This window comes from Pseudomonas sp. FW507-12TSA, assembly GCF_058781435.1.
Genome location: NZ_JBYSWT010000004.1, coordinates 95274 through 114453, shown reverse-complemented (window position 1 = coordinate 114453; position 19180 = coordinate 95274). Strand labels below are relative to the sequence as shown.

Genomic DNA, 19180 nt, shown 5'->3' with positions numbered 1-19180 from the left:
GCTTACTTCAGCTGATTCATGCGCTCGATAACCTGGCGCGTGATGTCGTACTGAGGCTTGACATCGATCACTGCGCCACGCTCGAAGACCAGGTCGAAACCGCCTTTCTTGATGACTTCTTCAACTGCGCCATCCAGCTTGGGCTTGAGCTGCTTGAGCATTTCGCGATCGGCCACGGCCTTGGCTTCGTTCAGCTCCTTGGACTGGAACTGGAAGTCGCGAGCTTTCTGCTTGAACTCGAGCTCCAGACGCTCACGCTCGCCTTGCTGCATCTTGTCGCCACCGGCAACCAGGCGGTCCTGGATACCCTTGGCGCTGCTTTCCAGGGTCTTGAGCTTGTTCAGCTGCGGGCCGAACTTTTTCTCGGCGTCCACGGCGTACTTCTTGGCCGCGTCCGACTCCAGCAGAGCCATCTGATAGTTCAGGACGGCGATTTTCATTTCGGCAAATGCCGGGCTCGCGACCAGAACGGAGGCCAGGAGAACCAATTGAGTCAACTTACGCACGATGCACTCCTACAAAATCCATTGTCGTTGTCTTGGGCCAGACGGTTAGAAAGTCTGGCCGAGAGAGAATTGGAACACCTGGGTTTCAGCGTCATCCGGTTTCTTGATCGGCATCGCCAGGGCGAAGCTCAATGGACCCAGAGCAGTTACCCATGTCACACCTACACCCACCGAACTGGCCAGGTTGCTGAAGCTGACATCGTTGCACTCGGGCTTGACGTTCGACGCCGCGATGGTGTTGGACGTCCTTTCGCAACGAGAGTTGAAGACGTTACCCACATCCCAGAACAGGGAAGTGCGCAGGGAACGCTGGTCCTTGACGAATGGCAGAGGGAACAGCAACTCCGCACCGCCCTGGATCAACACGTTACCGCCGAACGGCAGCGGATCCTGATCCGGGTCTTTGTCTGTGCCAGCGTTACCGGTCACACCCACGCCACGGCTAGGCGTACTGCGTGGGCCCAGGGTGCTGTCCTTGAAACCACGAACCGAGTTGAAACCACCGGCATAGTAGTTCTCGTAGAACGGCAAGCCCTTGGTATCGCCAAAGCCATCGCCATAACCCAGCTCGGTATGGAAACGCATGGTGTAGTTGTCGGTCAGCGGCGTGAACAACTGGCCACGGTAGTCGAGCTTGAAGAAGGACAGGTCGCTACCCGGGGTAGTGGTTTCCAGAACCAGGCTTTGCGAGTGACCGCGGGTCGCCAATACACCTTTGTTCAGGGTCGACTCGGACCAGCCGGCAGAGGCCTTGAAGTTCAGGTAGCTCTTGCCCTGCTTGTTCACGAAGTCGAAGATTTCGTCGACGGTGTAGCGACCGGTCTTGATCTTGTCCTGCTGGGCCGTCAGGCCGAAGGTCAAGCGCGAAGTCTCGCTGATCGGGTAGCCCACGCTGACGCCGGCACCCAGGCTATCCACCGCATAGCTGGCTACATCGACATCGAGGTCCTTGTAGTCAGTGGTGCGATAGAAAGCGTTGTAGCCCAGGCTCACGCCATCGGCGGTCCAGTAGGGGTCCACGTAGCCGAAGTTGTAGCGGCTCTGGTACTCGCTTCGGGTCAGGCCGATGCTGACCTTGTTACCGGTACCCAGGAAGTTGTTCTGGGTAATCGAACCACCGAGGATCAGGCCCGCACTCTGGGCGAAACCAACGCTGGCGGTAATCGAACCCGAAGCCTGCTCTTCCACGGCGTAGTTGACGTCGACCTGGTCATCGACACCCGGCACGGCCGGAGTCTCGACGTTGACTTCCTTGAAGAAGCCCAGGCGCTCGAGGCGAGTCTTGGACTGGTCGATGAGGTAGGTCGAAGCCCAGCCGCCTTCCATCTGGCGCATCTCGCGACGTAGTACTTCGTCTTCGGACTTGGTGTTGCCACGGAAGTTGATGCGGTTGACGTAGGCGCGCTTGCCCGGATCCACCACGAAGGTAATGTCGACGGTGTGGTCGTCATCGTGGGGTTGTGGCACGCCGTTGACGTTGGCGAAGGTATAGCCATCGTTACCCAGGCGACGGGTTATCAGCTCGGAAGTGGTGGTCATCAGCTTGCGCGAGAACACCTGGCCCTTCTCCACGAGCAGCAATGCCTTGACCTGGTCTTCAGGTACCTTCAGGTCGCCGCTGAGCTTGACGTCACGAACGCTGTACTTCTCGCCTTCATTGATGTTGACGGTGATATAGACGTGTTTCTTGTCCGGAGTGATGGACACCTGGGTCGAAGCGATATCCATGTTGATATAGCCGCGGTCCAGGTAGTAGGAACGCAGGCGCTCCAGGTCACCGGAGAGTTTTTCACGGGCGTACTTGTCATCGTTCTTGAAGAACGACAGCCAGTTGGTGGTCTTGAGCTCGAACAGGCCGATCAGGTCGTCGTCGGGGAAGACCGTATTGCCTACTACGTTGATGTGCTGGATGGCCGCGACGGTACCTTCGTTGATCTTCACCTTCAGGCCGACACGGTTACGCGGCTGCGGAACCACTTCGGTCTCGACGGTGGCCGAGTAACGACCCTGAGCAACATATTGACGTTGCAGTTCGTTACGCACCCCTTCGAGGGTCGCACGCTGGAAGATTTCGCCTTCGGCCAGACCGGACTGCTTGAGGCCCTTCATCAGGTCGTCGGTGGAGATCGCCTTGTTGCCTTCGATCTCGATGCTGGCAACCGAAGGCCGCTCGACTACCGTGATGACCAGGACGTTGCCATCGCGCCCCAGCTGGATGTCTTGAAAGAAACCGGTTTTGAACAGCGCACGAGTGGATTCCACCAGGCGACGGTCGTCCGCCTGCTCGCCGACGTTCAACGGCAAGGCACCAAAGACGCTACCCGCGGAAACGCGCTGGAGGCCGTTGACGCGAATATCGGAGATAGTGAAGGACTCGGCGTGAACTTCGGCGATCATCAATACGGAGAGAACCGCAGTTAGCAGCAGACGTTTCATGAAGTCCTTTCTTATTCCAACTGGCAATAAACAAACTGCCGCAAAATGCGGCAGATTCGCAATTCAGCGAAGCGTTACAGACGACCCAGATCGTTGACCAGAGCAAGCAGCATGACTCCGACCACCAAGCTGATACCGATCTGTATCCCCCAACCTTGCACCCGATCCGACAAGGGGCGACCACGCACCCACTCGATCAGATAAAACAACAAATGCCCCCCATCCAGTACCGGGATGGGCAACAAATTCAGAACCCCCAGGCTAATACTCAGATAAGCAAGGAAATTCAAGAAATCGGCAATGCCCGACTGGGCAGAAGCGCCCGCCACTTTAGCAATGGTTATCGGTCCGCTCAAGTTTTTTACCGAGAGCTCGCCGAACAACATTTTCTTCAGTGATTCAAGGGTCAGGACGCTCATCGTCCAAGTGCGCCGGGCGCCTTCGCCAATCGCCTCCAGCGGGCCATAACTGACTTCGCGCAACATCTGCGGCGGCCAGTCGACGGCCTTCACACCGGCCCCCAGGTAACCGCTCGGGGCCTTGCTGTCACCTCGACTGGCCAGGGTCACGGGAACCTCGATTCGGGCGCCATCACGCTCGACGTGCAGGACGATCCTGGCCGCAGGATGCACACGCACCCAGTCGACCACCTGCTGCCAGTCATCGACCGCCTGGCCATCGAGAGCCAGCAAGCGATCACCGGTTTTCAGGCCGCCAGCCTGGGCTGGACCTTTCGGATCGAGTTCAGCCAGCACCGCAGGCAAGGCCGGGCGCCAGGGGCGGATACCCAGGGAACGAATAGGATCGGGCTCATCGGCGCCCTTGAGCCATTTATCCAGCACCAACTGGCGTGGCGAATCGACCGTGGCGCCCTGCTCACGAACCAGCAGTTGCAATGTGCCGCTTTCACCAAGGCGGCGCACCAACTGCAGGTTCACCGCTGCCCAGCCAGTGGTCGGCTCGCCGTCGATGGCGATGATTTCCTGACCCGAGCTCAGTCCGGCCTTGGCGGCGATGCTACCGGCCTCGATTTCACCGATGACCGGTCGCACCTGCTGACTGCCCAGCATCGCCAGGGCCCAGAAAAACACCAGGGCCAGCAGGAAGTTGGCAATCGGGCCCGCCGCGACGATGGCAATACGCTGACGAACGGACTTGCGATTGAAGGATTGATCGAGCTCCGCAAGCGCCACCTCGCCTTCGCGCTCGTCGAGCATCTTCACGTAACCGCCCAGGGGAATGGCGGCGATCACGAACTCGGTGCCATGGCGATCATGCCAACGCACCAGGGGCATGCCGAAACCCACCGAGAAGCGCAGCACCTTGACGCCACAGCGGCGGGCGACCCAGAAATGACCGAATTCGTGAAAGGTGACCAGCACGCCCAGGGCTACCAGGGTGCCGACAATCATATAGAGCGCGCTCATCTACTTTCTCCGCAATCCTATTCGCCGTCACTCGCGCGGGTCGCGAATCCTATCGCCCGTTACGCTGCAACCATTGGTCAGCCAGCAACCGGGCCTGGGCATCCGCTGCGAATACGGCATCCAGCTCGTTGACCGCAACCACCGGCTCACGATTCAAAACCTCGTCGATGATACTCGCGATCTCCAGATAGCGGATGCGCCGCTCGAGAAATGCCGAGACCGCCACTTCGTTGGCCGCATTCAACATCGCCGGGGCGCTGCCGCCTGCCTCGGCCGCCTGACGAGCCAGGCGCAGGCATGGGAATCGCTGCTCATCGGGCGCCTGGAAGTCCAGGCGGGCAATGGCGAAAAGGTCGAGTGGCGCCACACCGGAGTCGATTCGCTCCGGCCAGGCCAGGGCGTTGGCGATCGGGGTACGCATATCCGGGTTCCCCAGTTGCGCCAGCACCGAGCCGTCGACGTAGTCCACCAGCGAGTGGATCACACTTTGCGGGTGCACTACCACCTCGACCTGCGCCGGCCTGGCATCGAACAGCCAGCAAGCTTCGATGAGCTCCAGGCCCTTGTTCATCATGCTCGCCGAGTCGACCGAGATCTTGCGCCCCATGGACCAGTTCGGATGAGCGCAAGCCTGTTCCGGCGAGACATCTTCCAGCTCGGCCAGCGGTGTCTGCCGGAACGGGCCACCCGAGGCGGTCAAGAGGATGCGTCGCACCCCAACCTGGCCGAGACCACGAGAGAAGTCCCTCGGCATGCACTGGAAAATCGCATTGTGCTCGCTATCGATAGGCAGCAACACCGAACCGCTACGCCCCACCGCCTCCATGAACAACGCACCGGACATCACCAGCGCTTCCTTGTTGGCCAGGAGAATCTTCTTGCCGGCCTGCACCGCCGCCAAGGTCGGACGCAGGCCGGCCGCACCGACGATCGCCGCCATCACCGCATCGACCTCAGGAGCCGAGGCGACTTCGCACAACCCCTGCTCCCCCACCAGCACGCGGGTCGACAACCCGGCAGCCTGCAGATCCTCCTGCAAGCGCCTGGCGGCCGCCTCTTGCGGCACCACGGCAAAACGCGGCACATGGCGCACGCACAAGGCCAACAACTCGGCCAGGCGACTGAAACCGGTGAGAGCGAAGACCTGGTAGCGATCCGGGTGGCGAGCGATGACGTCCAAGGTACTCAGGCCGATGGAGCCAGTAGCTCCCAGGACCGTGATTTGCTGAACGCGGCTCACGACGCAGTCATCCACAGCAGCACTGCGAACACCGGAATCGCTGCAGTCAGGCTGTCGATCCGGTCCAGCACGCCGCCATGGCCAGGCAGCAGGTTACTGCTGTCCTTGATGCCGGCCTGGCGCTTAAACATGCTTTCGGTCAGGTCGCCCACCACCGAGATGAAGACCACGATGGCCGCCCCCAGCAGGCCCACGACCATCTGGCCAAAGCCCCACCCACGAACCAGCCCCATCACCGCGGTGATAACCAGGCTCAGGGCCAGGCCGCCGTATACGCCCTCCCAGCTCTTGCCAGGGCTGACCTGGGGTGCCAGCTTGCGCTTGCCAAAGGCCCGGCCCGAGAAATAGGCGCCGATATCCGCACCCCAGACCAACACCATTACCGCCATGATCAGCCAATTGCCCAGCGGCAATTGCTTGATGAACACCAAGCCCTGCCAGGCCGGCAGCAGGATCAGCAGGCCGATCAACAGCTTGGGGGCTGCCCCGGACCATTGTTCGCTGCTACGCGGATAGGTGAGCACCAGGAATGTCGCCAAGCCCCACCACAGCACCGCAGCTCCCAAGACCCATGGAGCGACACCTGGAACCAGGTGCATCATGAACAACAGTGCCGCCACCGCCACGGCATAGGCGATTCGCGCCGGCTGCGCACTGAAACCTGCCAGCCGCGCCCACTCCCAACCACCCAGTGCGACCACTAGGCCGATGAACAGGGCGAAGTTCGAGCCTTCGAGCAGGAAAAACCCACCCAAGGCGATCGGCAGCAGGATCAACGCAGTAATGATTCGTTGTTTGAGCATTAAACCCGGGCTCCAGCCTCGACCTGCTCGCTCGTCTTACCGAAGCGCCGCTGGCGAGATGCGTAATCAGCCAGCGCATGGCGCATGGCATCGTGTTTGAAGTCCGGCCAGAACAGGTCGGAGAAATACAGCTCGGCATAAGCCAGCTGCCACAGCAGGAAATTGCTGATGCGATGCTCGCCACCGGTGCGGATACACAGGTCGGGCAACGGCAAATCGCCGGTGGCAAGGCAAGCCTGCAGCAAGTCCGGAGTGATGTCGTCGGGGCGCAAATGGCCGGCCTGCACCTCACGCGCCAGGCGTTGGGCGGCCTGGGCGATATCCCACTGGCCGCCGTAGTTGGCGGCGATCTGCAGGATGAAACGATCGCTGCCGGCGGTAATGGCTTCGGCCTCGCGCATCGCCGCCTGCAATTCGGGATGGAAACGCGAACGATCGCCAATGATCCGCAGGCTGATGTTGTTATCGTTGAGGCGCTTGGCCTCACGACGTAGCGCCTTGAAGAACAGGTCCATCAAGGCGCTGACCTCATCGGCCGGGCGCTGCCAGTTCTCACTGGAAAAGGCAAACAGGGTCAGAACCTCGACCTTGGCCTCGGCGCACACCTCGATGACTGCACGTACCGCATCAACGCCCGCCTTATGCCCGGCCACACCCGGCATGAAGCGTTTTTTTGCCCAGCGGTTGTTTCCGTCCATGATGATCGCGACATGGCGTGGCACTGAAGACGGCACAGGCTGTTTGGTCTTTTCCATGAAAACGTCCTGATCCTTATACGGCCATCAGGTCTTTTTCTTTTTCCTCGGTCGCCTTGGCGATCTGGCCCTCGAACTCCTTGATCAGCTTGTCGATTTCAGCACCGGCACGGCGCTCCTCGTCTTCACTGATGGCCTTGTCCTTGGACAGCTTCTTCAGCTCGCCCAGAGCGTCACGACGAATGTTGCGTACCGCAACCCGTGCGTCCTCGGCAGCGGCGCGTGCTTGCTTGGTGAAGCCCTTGCGGGTTTCCTCCGTCAGCGGTGCCATCTTGATCAGCAGCAACTCACCCAGGTTGGTTGGATTGAGGTTCAGGCCGGCGCTGCCGATGGCCTTGTCGATGGCCCCCAGCATGGCGCGTTCGAACGGCACGACCTGCAGGGTCTGGGAATCCTTCACGGTCACGTTGGCGACGCCGCTCAACGGAGTGTCGGCGCCGTAGTAAGGCACCATCACGCTGCCCAGGATGCTGGGGTGCGCCTTGCCAGTGCGGATCTGGCCGAACGCATGGGCCAGGGACTCCAGGCTCTTCTTCATGCGCTCCTGGGCGTCTTTCTTGATTTCGTTGATCATTGTTCGCCTTCCTCGATCAGGGTTCCTTCAGCGCCACCATGCACGATGTTCAGCAGGGCGCCGGGCTTGTTCATGTTAAATACCCGCAGCGGCATCTTGTGGTCGCGGCACAGGCAGATAGCCGTCAGGTCCATCACTCCCAGCTTGCGATCCAGCACTTCATCGTAGGTCAGATGATCGAACTTCTCGGCATGCGGGTCCTTGAACGGATCTGCAGTGTAAACACCATCGACCTTGGTCGCCTTGAGCACGACGTCAGCGTCGATCTCAATGGCCCGCAGGCATGCTGCAGAGTCGGTAGTGAAGAACGGGTTACCGGTACCGGCCGCGAAGATCACCACCTCTTTGGAGTTCAGGTGGCGCATGGCCTTGCGACGGTCATAGTGATCGGTCACGCCGACCATGGAAATAGCCGACATCACGATGGCCGAAATATTGGCACGTTCCAGCGCGTCACGCATCGCCAGGCCGTTCATCACGGTGGCCAGCATACCCATGTGGTCGCCAGTGACCCGATCCATGCCGGCGGCACTCAGGGCGGCGCCACGGAACAGGTTGCCACCACCGATCACCAAGCCCACCTGGACACCGATGCCGACCAGCTGGCCGACTTCCAGCGCCATGCGGTCCAGCACCTTGGGATCGATCCCGAACTCTTCCGAGCCCATCAGGGCCTCGCCGCTAAGCTTGAGTAGAATGCGTTTATAGCGAGCTTGATAACCACTGCCCTGCTGAGCCATTGCGAATCTCTCCTGCGGCGTATTTAAAAATTCTTTGCGAGCTGTTTGCAGCTTGCGTTCACTCTAGCTTGACGCTGTCACAGCGCCATCAGAACACGGCTTTGTAAGCCGGTTCCGGGAGCGGACAACAAAATTGCCCTACCCATTTGAAAAGAGGCTGCGCGCGTGAGCGGGCAGCCTCTTTCGGGCGACAGTTGTAAAACCGTCTTACTGTTGCTTGGCAGCAGCCAGTTGTGCAGCAACTTCTTCAGCGAAGTTGTCTTCTTTCTTCTCGATACCTTCGCCTACGGCGAAACGAGTGAAGGAAACGATTTCAGCGCCGCCTTTCTTGGCCAGAGCACCAACGGTGACTTCTGGGTCCTTGACGAAAGCTTGCTCAACCAGGCTGGCCTCGGCCAGGAACTTGCTGATACGACCAGCGATCATTTTTTCAACGATGTCAGCTGGCTTGCCTTTCATCTTGTCTTCGTTCAACTGCAGGAAGACGCCTTTTTCGCGCTCGATGGCTTCGGCGGAAACTTGCGATGGCAGCAGGAACTCAGGGTTGCTGGCAGCTACGTGCATGGCGATGTCTTTGGCCAGCTCTACGGAACCGCCTTTCAGGACAACCGCAACACCGATCTTGTTACCGTGCAGGTAAGTACCGACCACGTCACCTTCAACGCGAGCCAGACGACGGATGTTGACGTTTTCGCCAGTCTTGCCAACCAGGATCAGGCGGTCAGCTTCTTGAGCTTCGATCAGCGGAGCTGCGTCGGTCAGCTTGTCAGCGAAAGCTTTTTCCACGCTGGCAGCAACGAACGCCTTGAAGTCGTCCTGCAGAGCCAGGAAGTCGGTCTGCGAGTTCACTTCCAGCAGAACGGCGGCTTTACCGTCGTCCTTGATGGCGATAGCGCCTTCAGCGGCAACGTTGCCAGCTTTCTTGGCAGCCTTGATCGCGCCGGAGGCACGCATGTCATCAATGGCTTTCTCGATGTCGCCGCCGGCCTTGGTCAGGGCCTTCTTGCAGTCCATCATGCCTTCGCCGGTACGCTCGCGCAGTTCTTTGACCAGCGCTGCAGTAATCTCTGCCATTTTCAAAATCCTCTTGGATAGGTTATCAACCATTCCACCCGACTGAACGGGCGCTCAATTCTTGGGCACTACCCCGAACCCACTTCATAGCAGCCACGCATTACAGAAACTGTCGGGGCCCGCTACGAAATGATTTTCGAGTTGGCAAAAAGGGGGCCAAGCCCCCTTTTTGCGTACTGAGTAAACGCTAAGCGTCAGTTACTCAGGCTTCAGCCGCCGGTGCTGCAGCTTCTTCGAACACTTCGGTGCCGCCAGCAACGTTGTTGCGGCCACGGATCACGGCATCAGCCATCGAACCCATGTACAGCTGGATGGCGCGAATGGCGTCATCGTTGCCTGGGATGATGTAGTCAACGCCTTCCGGGCTGCTGTTGGTATCGACAACGCCGATGACCGGGATGCCCAGCTTGTTGGCTTCGGTGATCGCGATGCGCTCGTGGTCAACGTCGATCACGAACAGTGCGTCAGGCAGACCGCCCATGTCCTTGATACCACCCAGGGAACGATCCAGCTTTTCCAGATCGCGAGTGCGCATCAGCGCCTCTTTCTTGGTCAGCTTGGCGAAGGTACCGTCTTCAGCCTGGACTTCGAGGTCACGCAGACGCTTGATGGAAGCACGGATGGTCTTGTAGTTGGTCAGCATGCCGCCCAACCAGCGGTGATCGACGTACGGCGAACCGCAACGTGCTGCTTCTTCAGCAACGATCTTGCCGGCGGAACGCTTGGTGCCGACGAACAGAATCTTGTTCTTGCCCTGGGCCAGACGCTCTACGAAGGTCAGAGCCTCGTTGAACATTGGCAGGGTTTTTTCCAGGTTGATGATGTGAATCTTGTTACGCGCGCCGAAAATGTACTTGCCCATTTTCGGATTCCAGTAACGGGTTTGGTGACCGAAGTGCACACCGGCCTTCAGCATATCGCGCATGTTGACTTGGGACATGATAGTTCCTTAATAAGTCGGGTTAGGCCTCCACGTATCCCAATGACCAACCAACAGCTTGAGCTGAGGGCACCCAGGTCATCGTGTCGACACGTGTGTGGGTTTGGGCTTTTCAGGGTCATCCCCGGAAAGCGGCGCATTTTATATCACAGCAAGGGCAAAAACGGAACCCGGTTTCACATCCGCCGATCTGCGCGGTTTTTTGCCCTGCCCCTGGAATCGGTCCAGAATGCACCCTTGGATAAGGGCAAGCAGCGGCACAACCGCGGATTTGCGCCGAGCCTCTGTTAGAATCGCACCTTTGCGGCTTCCGAAAACCTCGCGGCCCTATCGCAGGCCAAGCCTGGCGAGCGCGGTTTTCTGGCCATCCCGTGTTTATCGCTCCCCCTGAGCGTCAAGAGAGCCTGTATGACCGTCACCCTCAAAACCCCCGAGGACATCGCAAAAATGCGTGTCGCCGGCAAACTGGCCGCCGAAGTGCTGGAAATGATTGCCGAGCATGTCAAACCCGGTGTAACAACCGAAGAACTGGATCGCATCTGCCATGACTATATCGTCAACGTGCAAGGCGCCATCCCGGCCCCGCTGAACTACAAGGGCTTCCCCAAGTCCATCTGCACCTCGATCAACCACGTGGTGTGCCACGGCATTCCCAACGACAAGCCGTTGAAGAATGGCGACACCCTGAACATCGACGTGACCGTCATCAAGGACGGCTACCACGGCGATACCAGCCGCATGTTCCACGTCGGCACCGTGCCGGTCTGGGCCGAGCGCCTGTCGCAGATCACCCAGGAATGCATGTACAAGGCCATCGAACTGGTGAAACCGGGATGCCGCCTGGGCGATATCGGCGAAGTGATCCAGAAGCACGCCGAAAAGAACGGCTTCTCGGTGGTCCGTGAATTCTGCGGCCATGGCATTGGCAAGGTGTTCCACGAAGAACCGCAGATCCTGCACTACGGCCGCGCTGGCACCGGCATGGAGCTCAAGGCCGGCATGACCTTCACCATCGAGCCGATGATCAACCAGGGCAAGGCCGACACCAAGGTCCTGGGCGACGGCTGGACCGCCATCACCAAGGACCGCAAGTTGTCGGCGCAATGGGAACATACCCTGCTGGTGACCGAGACCGGCTACGAGATCTTCACCCTGCGCAGCGACGACACCATCGCCCGGGTATCGCCCTGATCCACACCGCCGCGCCCCGACCTTATAGATAGAAAGGAAAGCAATCGATGCCGCAGGTGGATCCCGAACTCTTCGACCGCGGCCAGTTCCAGGCGGAACTGGCATTGAAGGCCAGCCCCATCGCAGCCTTCAAGAAAGCCATCCGCCAGGCACGGGAAGTGCTCGACAACCGCTTTCGCAGCGGACGGGAGATCCGCCGGCTCATCGAAGACCGCGCCTGGTTCATCGACAACATCCTGCAAAAGGCCTGGGACCAGTTCAGCTGGAGCGCCGAAGCCGATATCGCCCTGGTGGCGGTCGGCGGCTATGGGCGCGGCGAGCTCCACCCCTACTCCGACATCGACCTGCTGATCCTGCTGGACAGCGCCGACCACGAGATCTTTCGCGACTCCATCGAACGCTTCCTCACCCTGCTCTGGGATATCGGCCTGGAGGTGGGGCAAAGCGTGCGCTCGGTGGATGAGTGCGCAGAACAGGCCCGGGCCGACCTGACGGTGATCACCAACCTGATGGAAAGCCGCACCATCGCCGGCCCCGAGCGCCTGCGCCAGCGCATGCTGGAAGTCACCAGCACCGAGCACATGTGGCCGAGCAAGGACTTCTTCCTGGCCAAGCACACCGAACAAAAGGCTCGCCACCACAAGTACAACGATACCGAGTACAACCTGGAACCCAACGTCAAGGGCTCGCCCGGCGGCCTGCGGGATATCCAGACCATTCTCTGGGTCGCCCGCCGCCAGTACGGCACCCTGAACCTGCGGGCCCTGGCCGGCGAAGGGTTCCTGCTGGAAAGCGAGAACGCCTTGCTGGCGTCCTCCCAGGAGTTCCTCTGGCGTGTGCGCTACGCCCTGCACATGCTCGCCGGACGCGCCGAAGACCGCCTGCTGCTCGACCACCAGCGCTCCATCGCCACCCTGCTGGGCTTCGAGGGCGAAGACGCCAAGCAGAGCATCGAAAGCTTCATGCAGCAGTACTACCGCGTGGTGATGAGCATCGCCCAGCTGAGCGACCTGATCATCCAGCACTTCGAAGAGGTGATCCTCGCGCCCGAGGATGAAGCCCCGCCCCAGCCGATCAACGCCCGCTTCCAGCTGCACGACGGCTATATCGAAGCGATCAACGACAAGGTGTTCAAGCGCACCCCGTTCGCGATGCTGGAGATCTTCGTGCTGATGGCCCAGCACCCTGAGATCAAGGGCGTGCGCGCCGACACCATCCGCCTGTTGCGCGAGCACCGGCACCTGATCGACGACGATTTCCGCCACGACATCCGCAACACCAGCCTGTTCATCGAGCTGTTCAAGTGCGAGATCGGTATCCACCGCAACCTGCGGCGGATGAACCGCTACGGCATTCTCGGACGCTACCTGCCCGAGTTCGGCTTCATCGTCGGACAGATGCAGCACGACCTGTTCCACATCTATACCGTGGACGCCCACACGCTGAACCTGATCAAGCACCTGCGCAAACTGCAGTACACGCCCATTTCCGAGAAATTCCCGCTGGCCAGCAAGCTCATGGGCAAGCTGCCCAAGCCGGAGCTGATCTACATGGCCGGCCTCTACCACGACATCGGCAAGGGCCGGCAAGGCGACCACTCGGAAATCGGCGCAGTGGACGCCGAGGCCTTCTGCATCCGCCACCAACTGCCGCTATGGGACACCCGGCTGATCGTCTGGCTGGTGCAGAACCACCTGGTGATGTCCACCACAGCCCAGCGCAAGGACCTCTCCGACCCGCAAGTGATCCACGACTTCGCCCAGGTCGTGGTGGACCAGACCCGCCTGGACTACCTCTACGTGATGACCGTGGCCGACATCTATGCCACCAACCCCAGCCTGTGGAACTCCTGGCGCGCCAGCCTGCTGCGCCAGCTCTACACCGAGACCAAGCGCGCCCTGCGCCGCGGCCTGGAGAACCCGGTGGATCGCGAGGAGCAGATCCGCCAGACCCAGAGCGCGGCCCTGGATATCCTGGTGCGCAATGGCACCGATCCGGACGAGGTCGAGCAACTCTGGTCACAGCTGGGGGACGACTACTTCCTGCGCCACACCGCCGGCGACGTGGCCTGGCACAGCGACGCCATCCTCCAGCAGCCGGTCGATGGCGGCTCGCTGGTGCTGATCAAGGAAATCACCCAGCGCGAATTCGAGGGTGGCACGCAGATCTTCATCTATGCCCCCGACCAGCACGATTTCTTCGCCGTGACCGTGGCCGCCATGGACCAGCTCAACCTGAACATCCATGACGCCCGGATCATCACCTCCAGCAGCCAGTTCACCCTCGACACCTATATCGTCCTGGACAACGACGGCGAATCCATCGGCAACAACCCCGAGCGGGTCGAGCAGATCCGCAAGGGCCTGACCGATGCCCTGCGCAATCCCGACGACTACCCGACCATCATCCAGCGCCGGGTACCGCGCCAGCTCAAGCACTTCGCCTTCGCCCCCGAGGTGACCATCCACAACGACGCCCAGCGCCCGGTCACCGTGCTGGAGCTCAGCGCTCCCGACCGCCCGGGCCTGCTGGCGCGCATTGGCAAGATCTTCCTGGAGTTCGACCTGTCACTGCAGAACGCCAAGATCGCCACCCTGGGCGAGCGCGTGGAAGACGTGTTCTTCATTACCGACGCGAACAACCAGCCCCTTTCCGACCCCCAGCTGTGCAGTCGCCTGCAGGATGCGATCGTCAGCCAGTTGAGCGTCAGCCATGAACCGACTATCGAAATGACCCGCCTGAGCATCTGACAGGTCATGACCCGACGCTTTGATCGAGACCCCGCACCGATGAACAACGCTCTGAACCAGCTGCAGCCCTACCCGTTCGAAAAGCTCCGCGCCTTGCTCGGCGGCGTCGCCCCCAACCCTGACAAGCGGCCCATTGCCCTGTCCATCGGCGAACCCAAGCACCGTTCACCGAGCTTCGTCGCCGAGGCCCTGGCCAACAACCTCGACCAGATGGCCGTGTACCCCACTACCCTGGGCATCCCGGCCCTGCGCGAGGCCATCGGTGCCTGGTGCGAGCGGCGCTTCGGCGTGCCGGAAGGCTGGATCGACCCGGCGCGTAACGTGTTGCCGGTGAACGGCACCCGCGAGGCGCTGTTCGCCTTCACCCAGACCGTGGTCAATCGCGGCGAGGACGCCCTGGTGGTCAGCCCCAACCCGTTCTACCAGATCTACGAGGGCGCAGCGTTCCTGGCCGGGGCCAAGCCGCACTACCTGCCCTGCCTGGACGAAAACGGCTTCAACCCGGACTTCGACGCAGTACCGGCCGAGATCTGGCAGCGCTGCCAGATCCTGTTCCTGTGCTCGCCGGGCAACCCCACTGGTGCACTGATTCCGCTGGCGACCTTGAAGAAGCTGATCGCCCTGGCGGACGAGCACGACTTCGTGATCGCCGCCGACGAATGCTATAGCGAGCTGTATTTCGACGAACAATCGCCGCCACCCGGCCTGCTCAGTGCCTGTGCCGAGCTGGGCCGCAAGGACTTCAAGCGCTGCGTGGTGTTCCACAGCCTGTCCAAGCGCTCCAACCTGCCGGGCCTGCGCTCGGGCTTCGTCGCCGGCGATGCCGAGATCCTCAAGGGCTTCTTGCTGTACCGCACCTACCACGGCTGCGCCATGCCGGTGCAGACCCAACTGGCCAGCGTCGCCGCCTGGAACGATGAAGTCCATGTACGGGCCAACCGTGCGCTGTACCGCGAGAAATTCGATGCGGTATTGGCGATTCTCGCACCGGTCATGGACGTGCAGCGCCCGGACGGCAGTTTCTACCTGTGGCCGAACGTGGCCGGTGATGACGCAGCGTTCTGCCGCGACCTGTTCGAGCAGGAACACGTGACCGTGGTCCCGGGCTCCTATCTTTCCCGCGATGTGGACGGCACCAACCCCGGCGCCGGCCGCGTGCGCATGGCCCTGGTGGCACCATTGGCCGAATGCGTCGAGGCCGCCGAGCGGATTCGCGACTTCGTCCAGCGCCGTAAATAATCTCGCGAACCTGCAGCAACGAAGCCTGTTCGCGATGGACGACAACGCAGTGCATCAGGTGCACTGCGTCGTCTGAATCGCGGGCAAGCCGGATCGCCGCCCGCTCGCTCCTACACCAGCGTCACTTCACCTGCCCCAGGTTCGCCTCGCTCAAATCCAGTTCCGCCAGCACTTCACGCAGCACATCGTCGCCGATCTGATGCTGGCGGCTCAGGCGATACAGCTCCAACCGTTGCGCGCGCAGGGCCTTGAGCCGCAGGCGCCGCTCCAGCAGGTCCATCTGCTGGGCCAGGGCCTGGGCCTCGGCAGAATCGTTGTAGACCTCCAGCTGGTGCCGATACTCGGCCATCAACCGGCCCTTGAGCTCGCTGCTCAGGGCGGCCTGGGCAGCATCCGGAGCCTCGCCGGACTCGGCGACCTCCTCGGCTTCAAGTGCGTGGATCGCTGCCTCGGCGGTCTTGCGCCAGGCATCGCGCACTTCGCCCCGGCGCTTGTCGTCAGGGCTCTTGACGATGCCCCGCAGCAACAGCGGCAGGGCGATGCACGCCGCTATCAGGGACAGCAGGATCACCCCGGCGGCAATGAAGATCAGCAGGTCACGTTCGGGAAAGGCTTCGCCCGCGCCCAGGAATAGAGGCACCGACATCACACCGGCCAGGGTCACCGCCCCACGCACCCCGCCCACGGTCAGCAGCCAGCAGGAACGCGCGGTGGGCACCAGGGTCAGCTCGCCCTTGCCGCGCCAGCGCCGCAGCAGGCCCGACAAGCGCCAGATGCTCTGCACCCAGATGAAGCGCAGCACCAGCAACACCAGGAAGATCGCCACCACATCCAGACAGCGGTAGGCCAGGGTCGGCCAGAGTGAAGTCTCGTGGCTGACCACCGCCTTGATGATGTCCGGCAACTGCAGGCCCAGCAGCAGGAAGATCAGGCCGTTGAAGGCGAACTCCAGCAACGACCAGACACTGCGGTTGAGCAAGCGGGTGCTGGTCTGGCGCGGCAGCAGGTCGAGCCAGCTCTGCATCATCCCCGCCGCCACCGCCGAAAGGATGCCCGAGGCTCCCAGGCGCTCGGCCAGCACATAGGCGGCGAACGGCAGCAGCAACATGAACACCACGTGGGTCGCCGGATCGTCCCAGCCACGGGCGATCATCCAGGCCCGCAGGCGTCCCACCAGCCAGCTCAGCGCCACGCCCACCGCCAGGCCACCCACCGCCACCAGGACGAAGGTCAGGCTGGCATTGGCCAGGGAAAACACCCCGGTGACCGCCGCCACCAGGGCGAACTTGAAGGTCACCAGGCCCGAGGCGTCGTTCATCAACGCCTCGCCCTGGAGCATGTGCATCAACGGCGTCGGCAGGCGGTTCTGGGATATCGCCGAGACCGCCACGGCGTCGGTAGGCGACAACACCGCCGCCAGGGCGAAGGCCACCGGCAAAGGGATGGTCGGCAGCAGCCAGTGGATGAAGTAACCGGCGCCGACCACGGTGAACAGCACCAACCCCACGGCCAGGGTCAGGATCGGGCCACGCAAGCGCCAGAACTCGCGCTTGGGCATGCGCCAGCCATCGGAAAACAACAGCGGCGGCAGGAACAGGAACAGGAACAGCTCCGGGTCCAGGGCCACGTGCAGGCCCAGGGTCGGCCAGGCCAGCAGGGCCCCGGCACTGATCTGCACCAGGGGCAGTGGCAGTGGAATCACCCGCCCGACAAGACGCGAGAGGCTCACCAGCATCAGCATGATGAGGACGGTATAGGCGGTTTGCATAAAGCGGGGTTCCTGGTTCGGACTTTCAGAGCAGACACACAAACGCGGCAACAATTCGCCGCAGAAGTGCCATATTAGCCGCTTAAGCTGCGCTCACGCCGCTGCACGAAAGTCGCAACGCCCAGGTCCGCGCAACACAATGCGACAAAGCCCCGCAGCCGCCGACGCCTAAGCGCCGCCGTCGTGGCATAATCCCGGACCTTTGATTACCAGCACTCCAGAGGGGGCAATTCCTTGACCGCTTCAAGCAAAACGTTGCACCTTTTCGGCATCAAGGCCTGCGACACCATGAAAAAGGCGCGCACCTGGCTCGATGAACACGCTGTCAGCTATGACTTCCACGACTACAAGACCTCCGGCATCGATCGCGAGCACCTGAACCAGTGGTGCGCCGAGCACGGCTGGGAAGTGGTGCTGAACCGCGCGGGTACTACCTTCCGCAAGCTCGATGAGGCCAGCAAGGCCGACCTCGACCAGGCCAAGGCCGTCGAACTGATGCTCGCGCAACCGTCGATGATCAAGCGTCCGATGCTCGACCTCGGAAACAGAACCCTGATTGGCTTCAAGCCAGACCTTTACGCAGCGGCGCTCAAGTAAGCCTGCTCAATCAATTTCGCAAGAGGTAACTGCATGTCCACTACCCTGTTCAGCCTGGCATTCGGTGTCGGCACCCAGAACCGCCAAGGTGCTTGGCTGGAAGTGTTTTACGCAGCGCCGCTGCTCAAGCCAGCCGCTGAAATCGTCGCCGCCGTAGCGCCGATCCTCGGCTACAGCGAAGGCAACCAGGCCATCACCTTCAGCACCACCCAGGCCGCGCAGATGGCCGACGCCCTCAAGGGCATCGACGCCACCCAAGCCGCCCTGCTGACCCGCCTGGCCGAAAGCCACAAGCCCCTGGTCGCCACCCTGCTGGCCGAAGACGCCCAACTGACCAGCACCCCAGAGGCCTACCTCAAGCTGCACCTGCTGTCCCATCGCCTGGTCAAGCCCCATGGCCTGAGCCTGGCCGGCGTGTTCCCGCTGCTGCCGAACGTCGCCTGGACCAGCCAGGGCGCCATCGACCTGGCCGAACTGGCCGAGCGCCAACTCGAAGCACGCCTGCGCGGCGAACTGCTGGAAGTGTTCTCGGTGGACAAGTTCCCGAAAATGACCGACTACGTCGTGCCGAGCGGCGTGCGTATCGCTGACAGCGCACGGATCCGCCTGGGCGCCTACATCGGCGAAGGCACCACCGTGATGCACGAAGGCTTCGTCAACTTCAACGCTGGCACCGAAGGCCCGGGCATGATCGAAGGCCGCGTATCGGCTGGCGTGTTCGTCGGCAAGGGTTCGGACCTGGGCGGCGGCTGCTCCACCATGGGTACCCTGTCGGGTGGCGGCAACATCGTGATCAAGGTCGGCGAAGGCTGCCTGATCGGCGCCAACGCCGGCATCGGCATCCCGCTGGGCGATCGCAACACCGTGGAATCGGGCCTGTACGTGACCGCCGGGACCAAGGTGGCGCTGCTGGACGAGAACAACCAACTGGTCAAGGTCCTCAAGGCCCGGGAACTGGCCGGCCAGCCTGACCTGCTGTTCCGTCGCAACTCGGAAACCGGCGCCGTGGAGTGCAAGACCCACAAGTCGGCCATCGAGCTGAACGAAGCGCTGCACGCTCACAACTAAGCGAGCCCAGCACGCGGTTCCACCGGAACCCGCCGGGCGCTTATCATCAGCGCCCGGCCTGTTCGAACGAGT

At 61.6% G+C, this 19180-nt stretch carries 16 protein-coding genes; 5 read left to right on the top strand and 11 right to left on the bottom strand.

What is annotated here, in order from left to right; all coding sequences use genetic code 11:
• Positions 1 to 2: 2 nt before the first annotated feature.
• The 10 genes from AC3WK8_RS05445 to rpsB all read right to left on the bottom strand — a co-directional run bounded on the left by AC3WK8_RS05445 (position 3) and on the right by rpsB (position 10495).
• Positions 3 to 506 carry an OmpH/Skp family outer membrane protein gene (locus AC3WK8_RS05445; RefSeq protein WP_031320985.1) on the bottom strand — a complete coding sequence of 168 codons (504 nt, stop codon included), beginning with the start codon at positions 504 to 506 and terminating at the stop codon, positions 3 to 5.
• Between the two features lie 45 nt (positions 507 to 551).
• Positions 552 to 2942 (bottom strand): outer membrane protein assembly factor BamA, encoded by a 2391-nt coding sequence (gene bamA, locus AC3WK8_RS05440; protein WP_103324133.1) that lies wholly within the window; start codon positions 2940 to 2942, stop codon positions 552 to 554.
• A gap of 74 nt (positions 2943 to 3016) precedes the next feature.
• Positions 3017 to 4369, bottom strand: coding sequence for a sigma E protease regulator RseP (rseP, locus tag AC3WK8_RS05435; protein WP_085596150.1), 1353 nt, complete (start codon positions 4367 to 4369; stop codon positions 3017 to 3019).
• Positions 4370 to 4418: 49 nt separating this feature from the next.
• A complete protein-coding gene (ispC, locus tag AC3WK8_RS05430; RefSeq protein WP_103324132.1) occupies positions 4419 to 5609 on the bottom strand; it encodes a 1-deoxy-D-xylulose-5-phosphate reductoisomerase in 1191 nt (396 codons plus the stop codon).
• On the bottom strand, positions 5606 to 6412 hold the full coding sequence (locus AC3WK8_RS05425) for a phosphatidate cytidylyltransferase (protein WP_103324131.1): 807 nt from the start codon (positions 6410 to 6412) through the stop codon (positions 5606 to 5608). Before AC3WK8_RS05425 ends, ispC begins: the two co-directional genes overlap by 4 nt.
• Positions 6412 to 7167, bottom strand: a complete 756-nt coding sequence (gene uppS, locus AC3WK8_RS05420) for a polyprenyl diphosphate synthase (protein WP_085596153.1) — start codon at positions 7165 to 7167, stop codon at positions 6412 to 6414. The genes AC3WK8_RS05425 and uppS overlap by 1 nt, the downstream gene beginning before the upstream one ends.
• A gap of 16 nt (positions 7168 to 7183) precedes the next feature.
• Entirely contained in the window at positions 7184 to 7741 is a 558-nt protein-coding gene (frr, locus tag AC3WK8_RS05415) for a ribosome recycling factor (protein ID WP_103324130.1), read from the bottom strand.
• Complete coding sequence (pyrH, locus tag AC3WK8_RS05410; RefSeq protein WP_007924076.1) at positions 7738 to 8481, bottom strand: UMP kinase; 744 nt, start codon at positions 8479 to 8481, stop codon at positions 7738 to 7740. Before pyrH ends, frr begins: the two co-directional genes overlap by 4 nt.
• Before the next feature lie 207 nt (positions 8482 to 8688).
• A complete protein-coding gene (gene tsf, locus AC3WK8_RS05405; RefSeq protein WP_022642576.1) occupies positions 8689 to 9555 on the bottom strand; it encodes a translation elongation factor Ts in 867 nt (288 codons plus the stop codon).
• 202 nt (positions 9556 to 9757) lie between these two features.
• Positions 9758 to 10495, bottom strand: coding sequence for a 30S ribosomal protein S2 (rpsB, locus tag AC3WK8_RS05400; protein ID WP_011059524.1), 738 nt, complete (start codon positions 10493 to 10495; stop codon positions 9758 to 9760).
• 408 nt (positions 10496 to 10903) lie between these two features.
• On the opposite strand from rpsB, the gene map reads away from it, so the two are divergent.
• From map to dapC, 3 genes are read left to right on the top strand one after another with little or no spacing between them, the layout of a single operon-like run.
• Positions 10904 to 11686 (top strand): type I methionyl aminopeptidase, encoded by a 783-nt coding sequence (map, locus tag AC3WK8_RS05395; RefSeq protein WP_022642573.1) that lies wholly within the window; start codon positions 10904 to 10906, stop codon positions 11684 to 11686.
• 47 nt (positions 11687 to 11733) lie between these two features.
• On the top strand, positions 11734 to 14436 hold the full coding sequence (locus AC3WK8_RS05390; protein WP_103324129.1) for a [protein-PII] uridylyltransferase: 2703 nt from the start codon (positions 11734 to 11736) through the stop codon (positions 14434 to 14436).
• Positions 14437 to 14475: 39 nt separating this feature from the next.
• The gene (dapC, locus tag AC3WK8_RS05385; RefSeq protein ID WP_103324128.1) at positions 14476 to 15675 is read left to right on the top strand and encodes a succinyldiaminopimelate transaminase; all 1200 of its coding nucleotides are present in this window, start codon (positions 14476 to 14478) and stop codon (positions 15673 to 15675) included.
• 121 nt (positions 15676 to 15796) lie between these two features.
• On the opposite strand, the gene AC3WK8_RS05380 is transcribed toward dapC, so the two are convergent.
• Positions 15797 to 17443 (bottom strand): Na+/H+ antiporter, encoded by a 1647-nt coding sequence (locus AC3WK8_RS05380; RefSeq protein ID WP_103324127.1) that lies wholly within the window; start codon positions 17441 to 17443, stop codon positions 15797 to 15799.
• A gap of 288 nt (positions 17444 to 17731) precedes the next feature.
• On the opposite strand from AC3WK8_RS05380, the gene AC3WK8_RS05375 reads away from it, so the two are divergent.
• On the top strand, positions 17732 to 18040 hold the full coding sequence (locus AC3WK8_RS05375) for an arsenate reductase (protein ID WP_256592243.1): 309 nt from the start codon (positions 17732 to 17734) through the stop codon (positions 18038 to 18040).
• A gap of 33 nt (positions 18041 to 18073) precedes the next feature.
• Entirely contained in the window at positions 18074 to 19108 is a 1035-nt protein-coding gene (gene dapD, locus AC3WK8_RS05370; protein WP_053134461.1) for a 2,3,4,5-tetrahydropyridine-2,6-dicarboxylate N-succinyltransferase, read from the top strand.
• Positions 19109 to 19180: the final 72 nt, after the last annotated feature.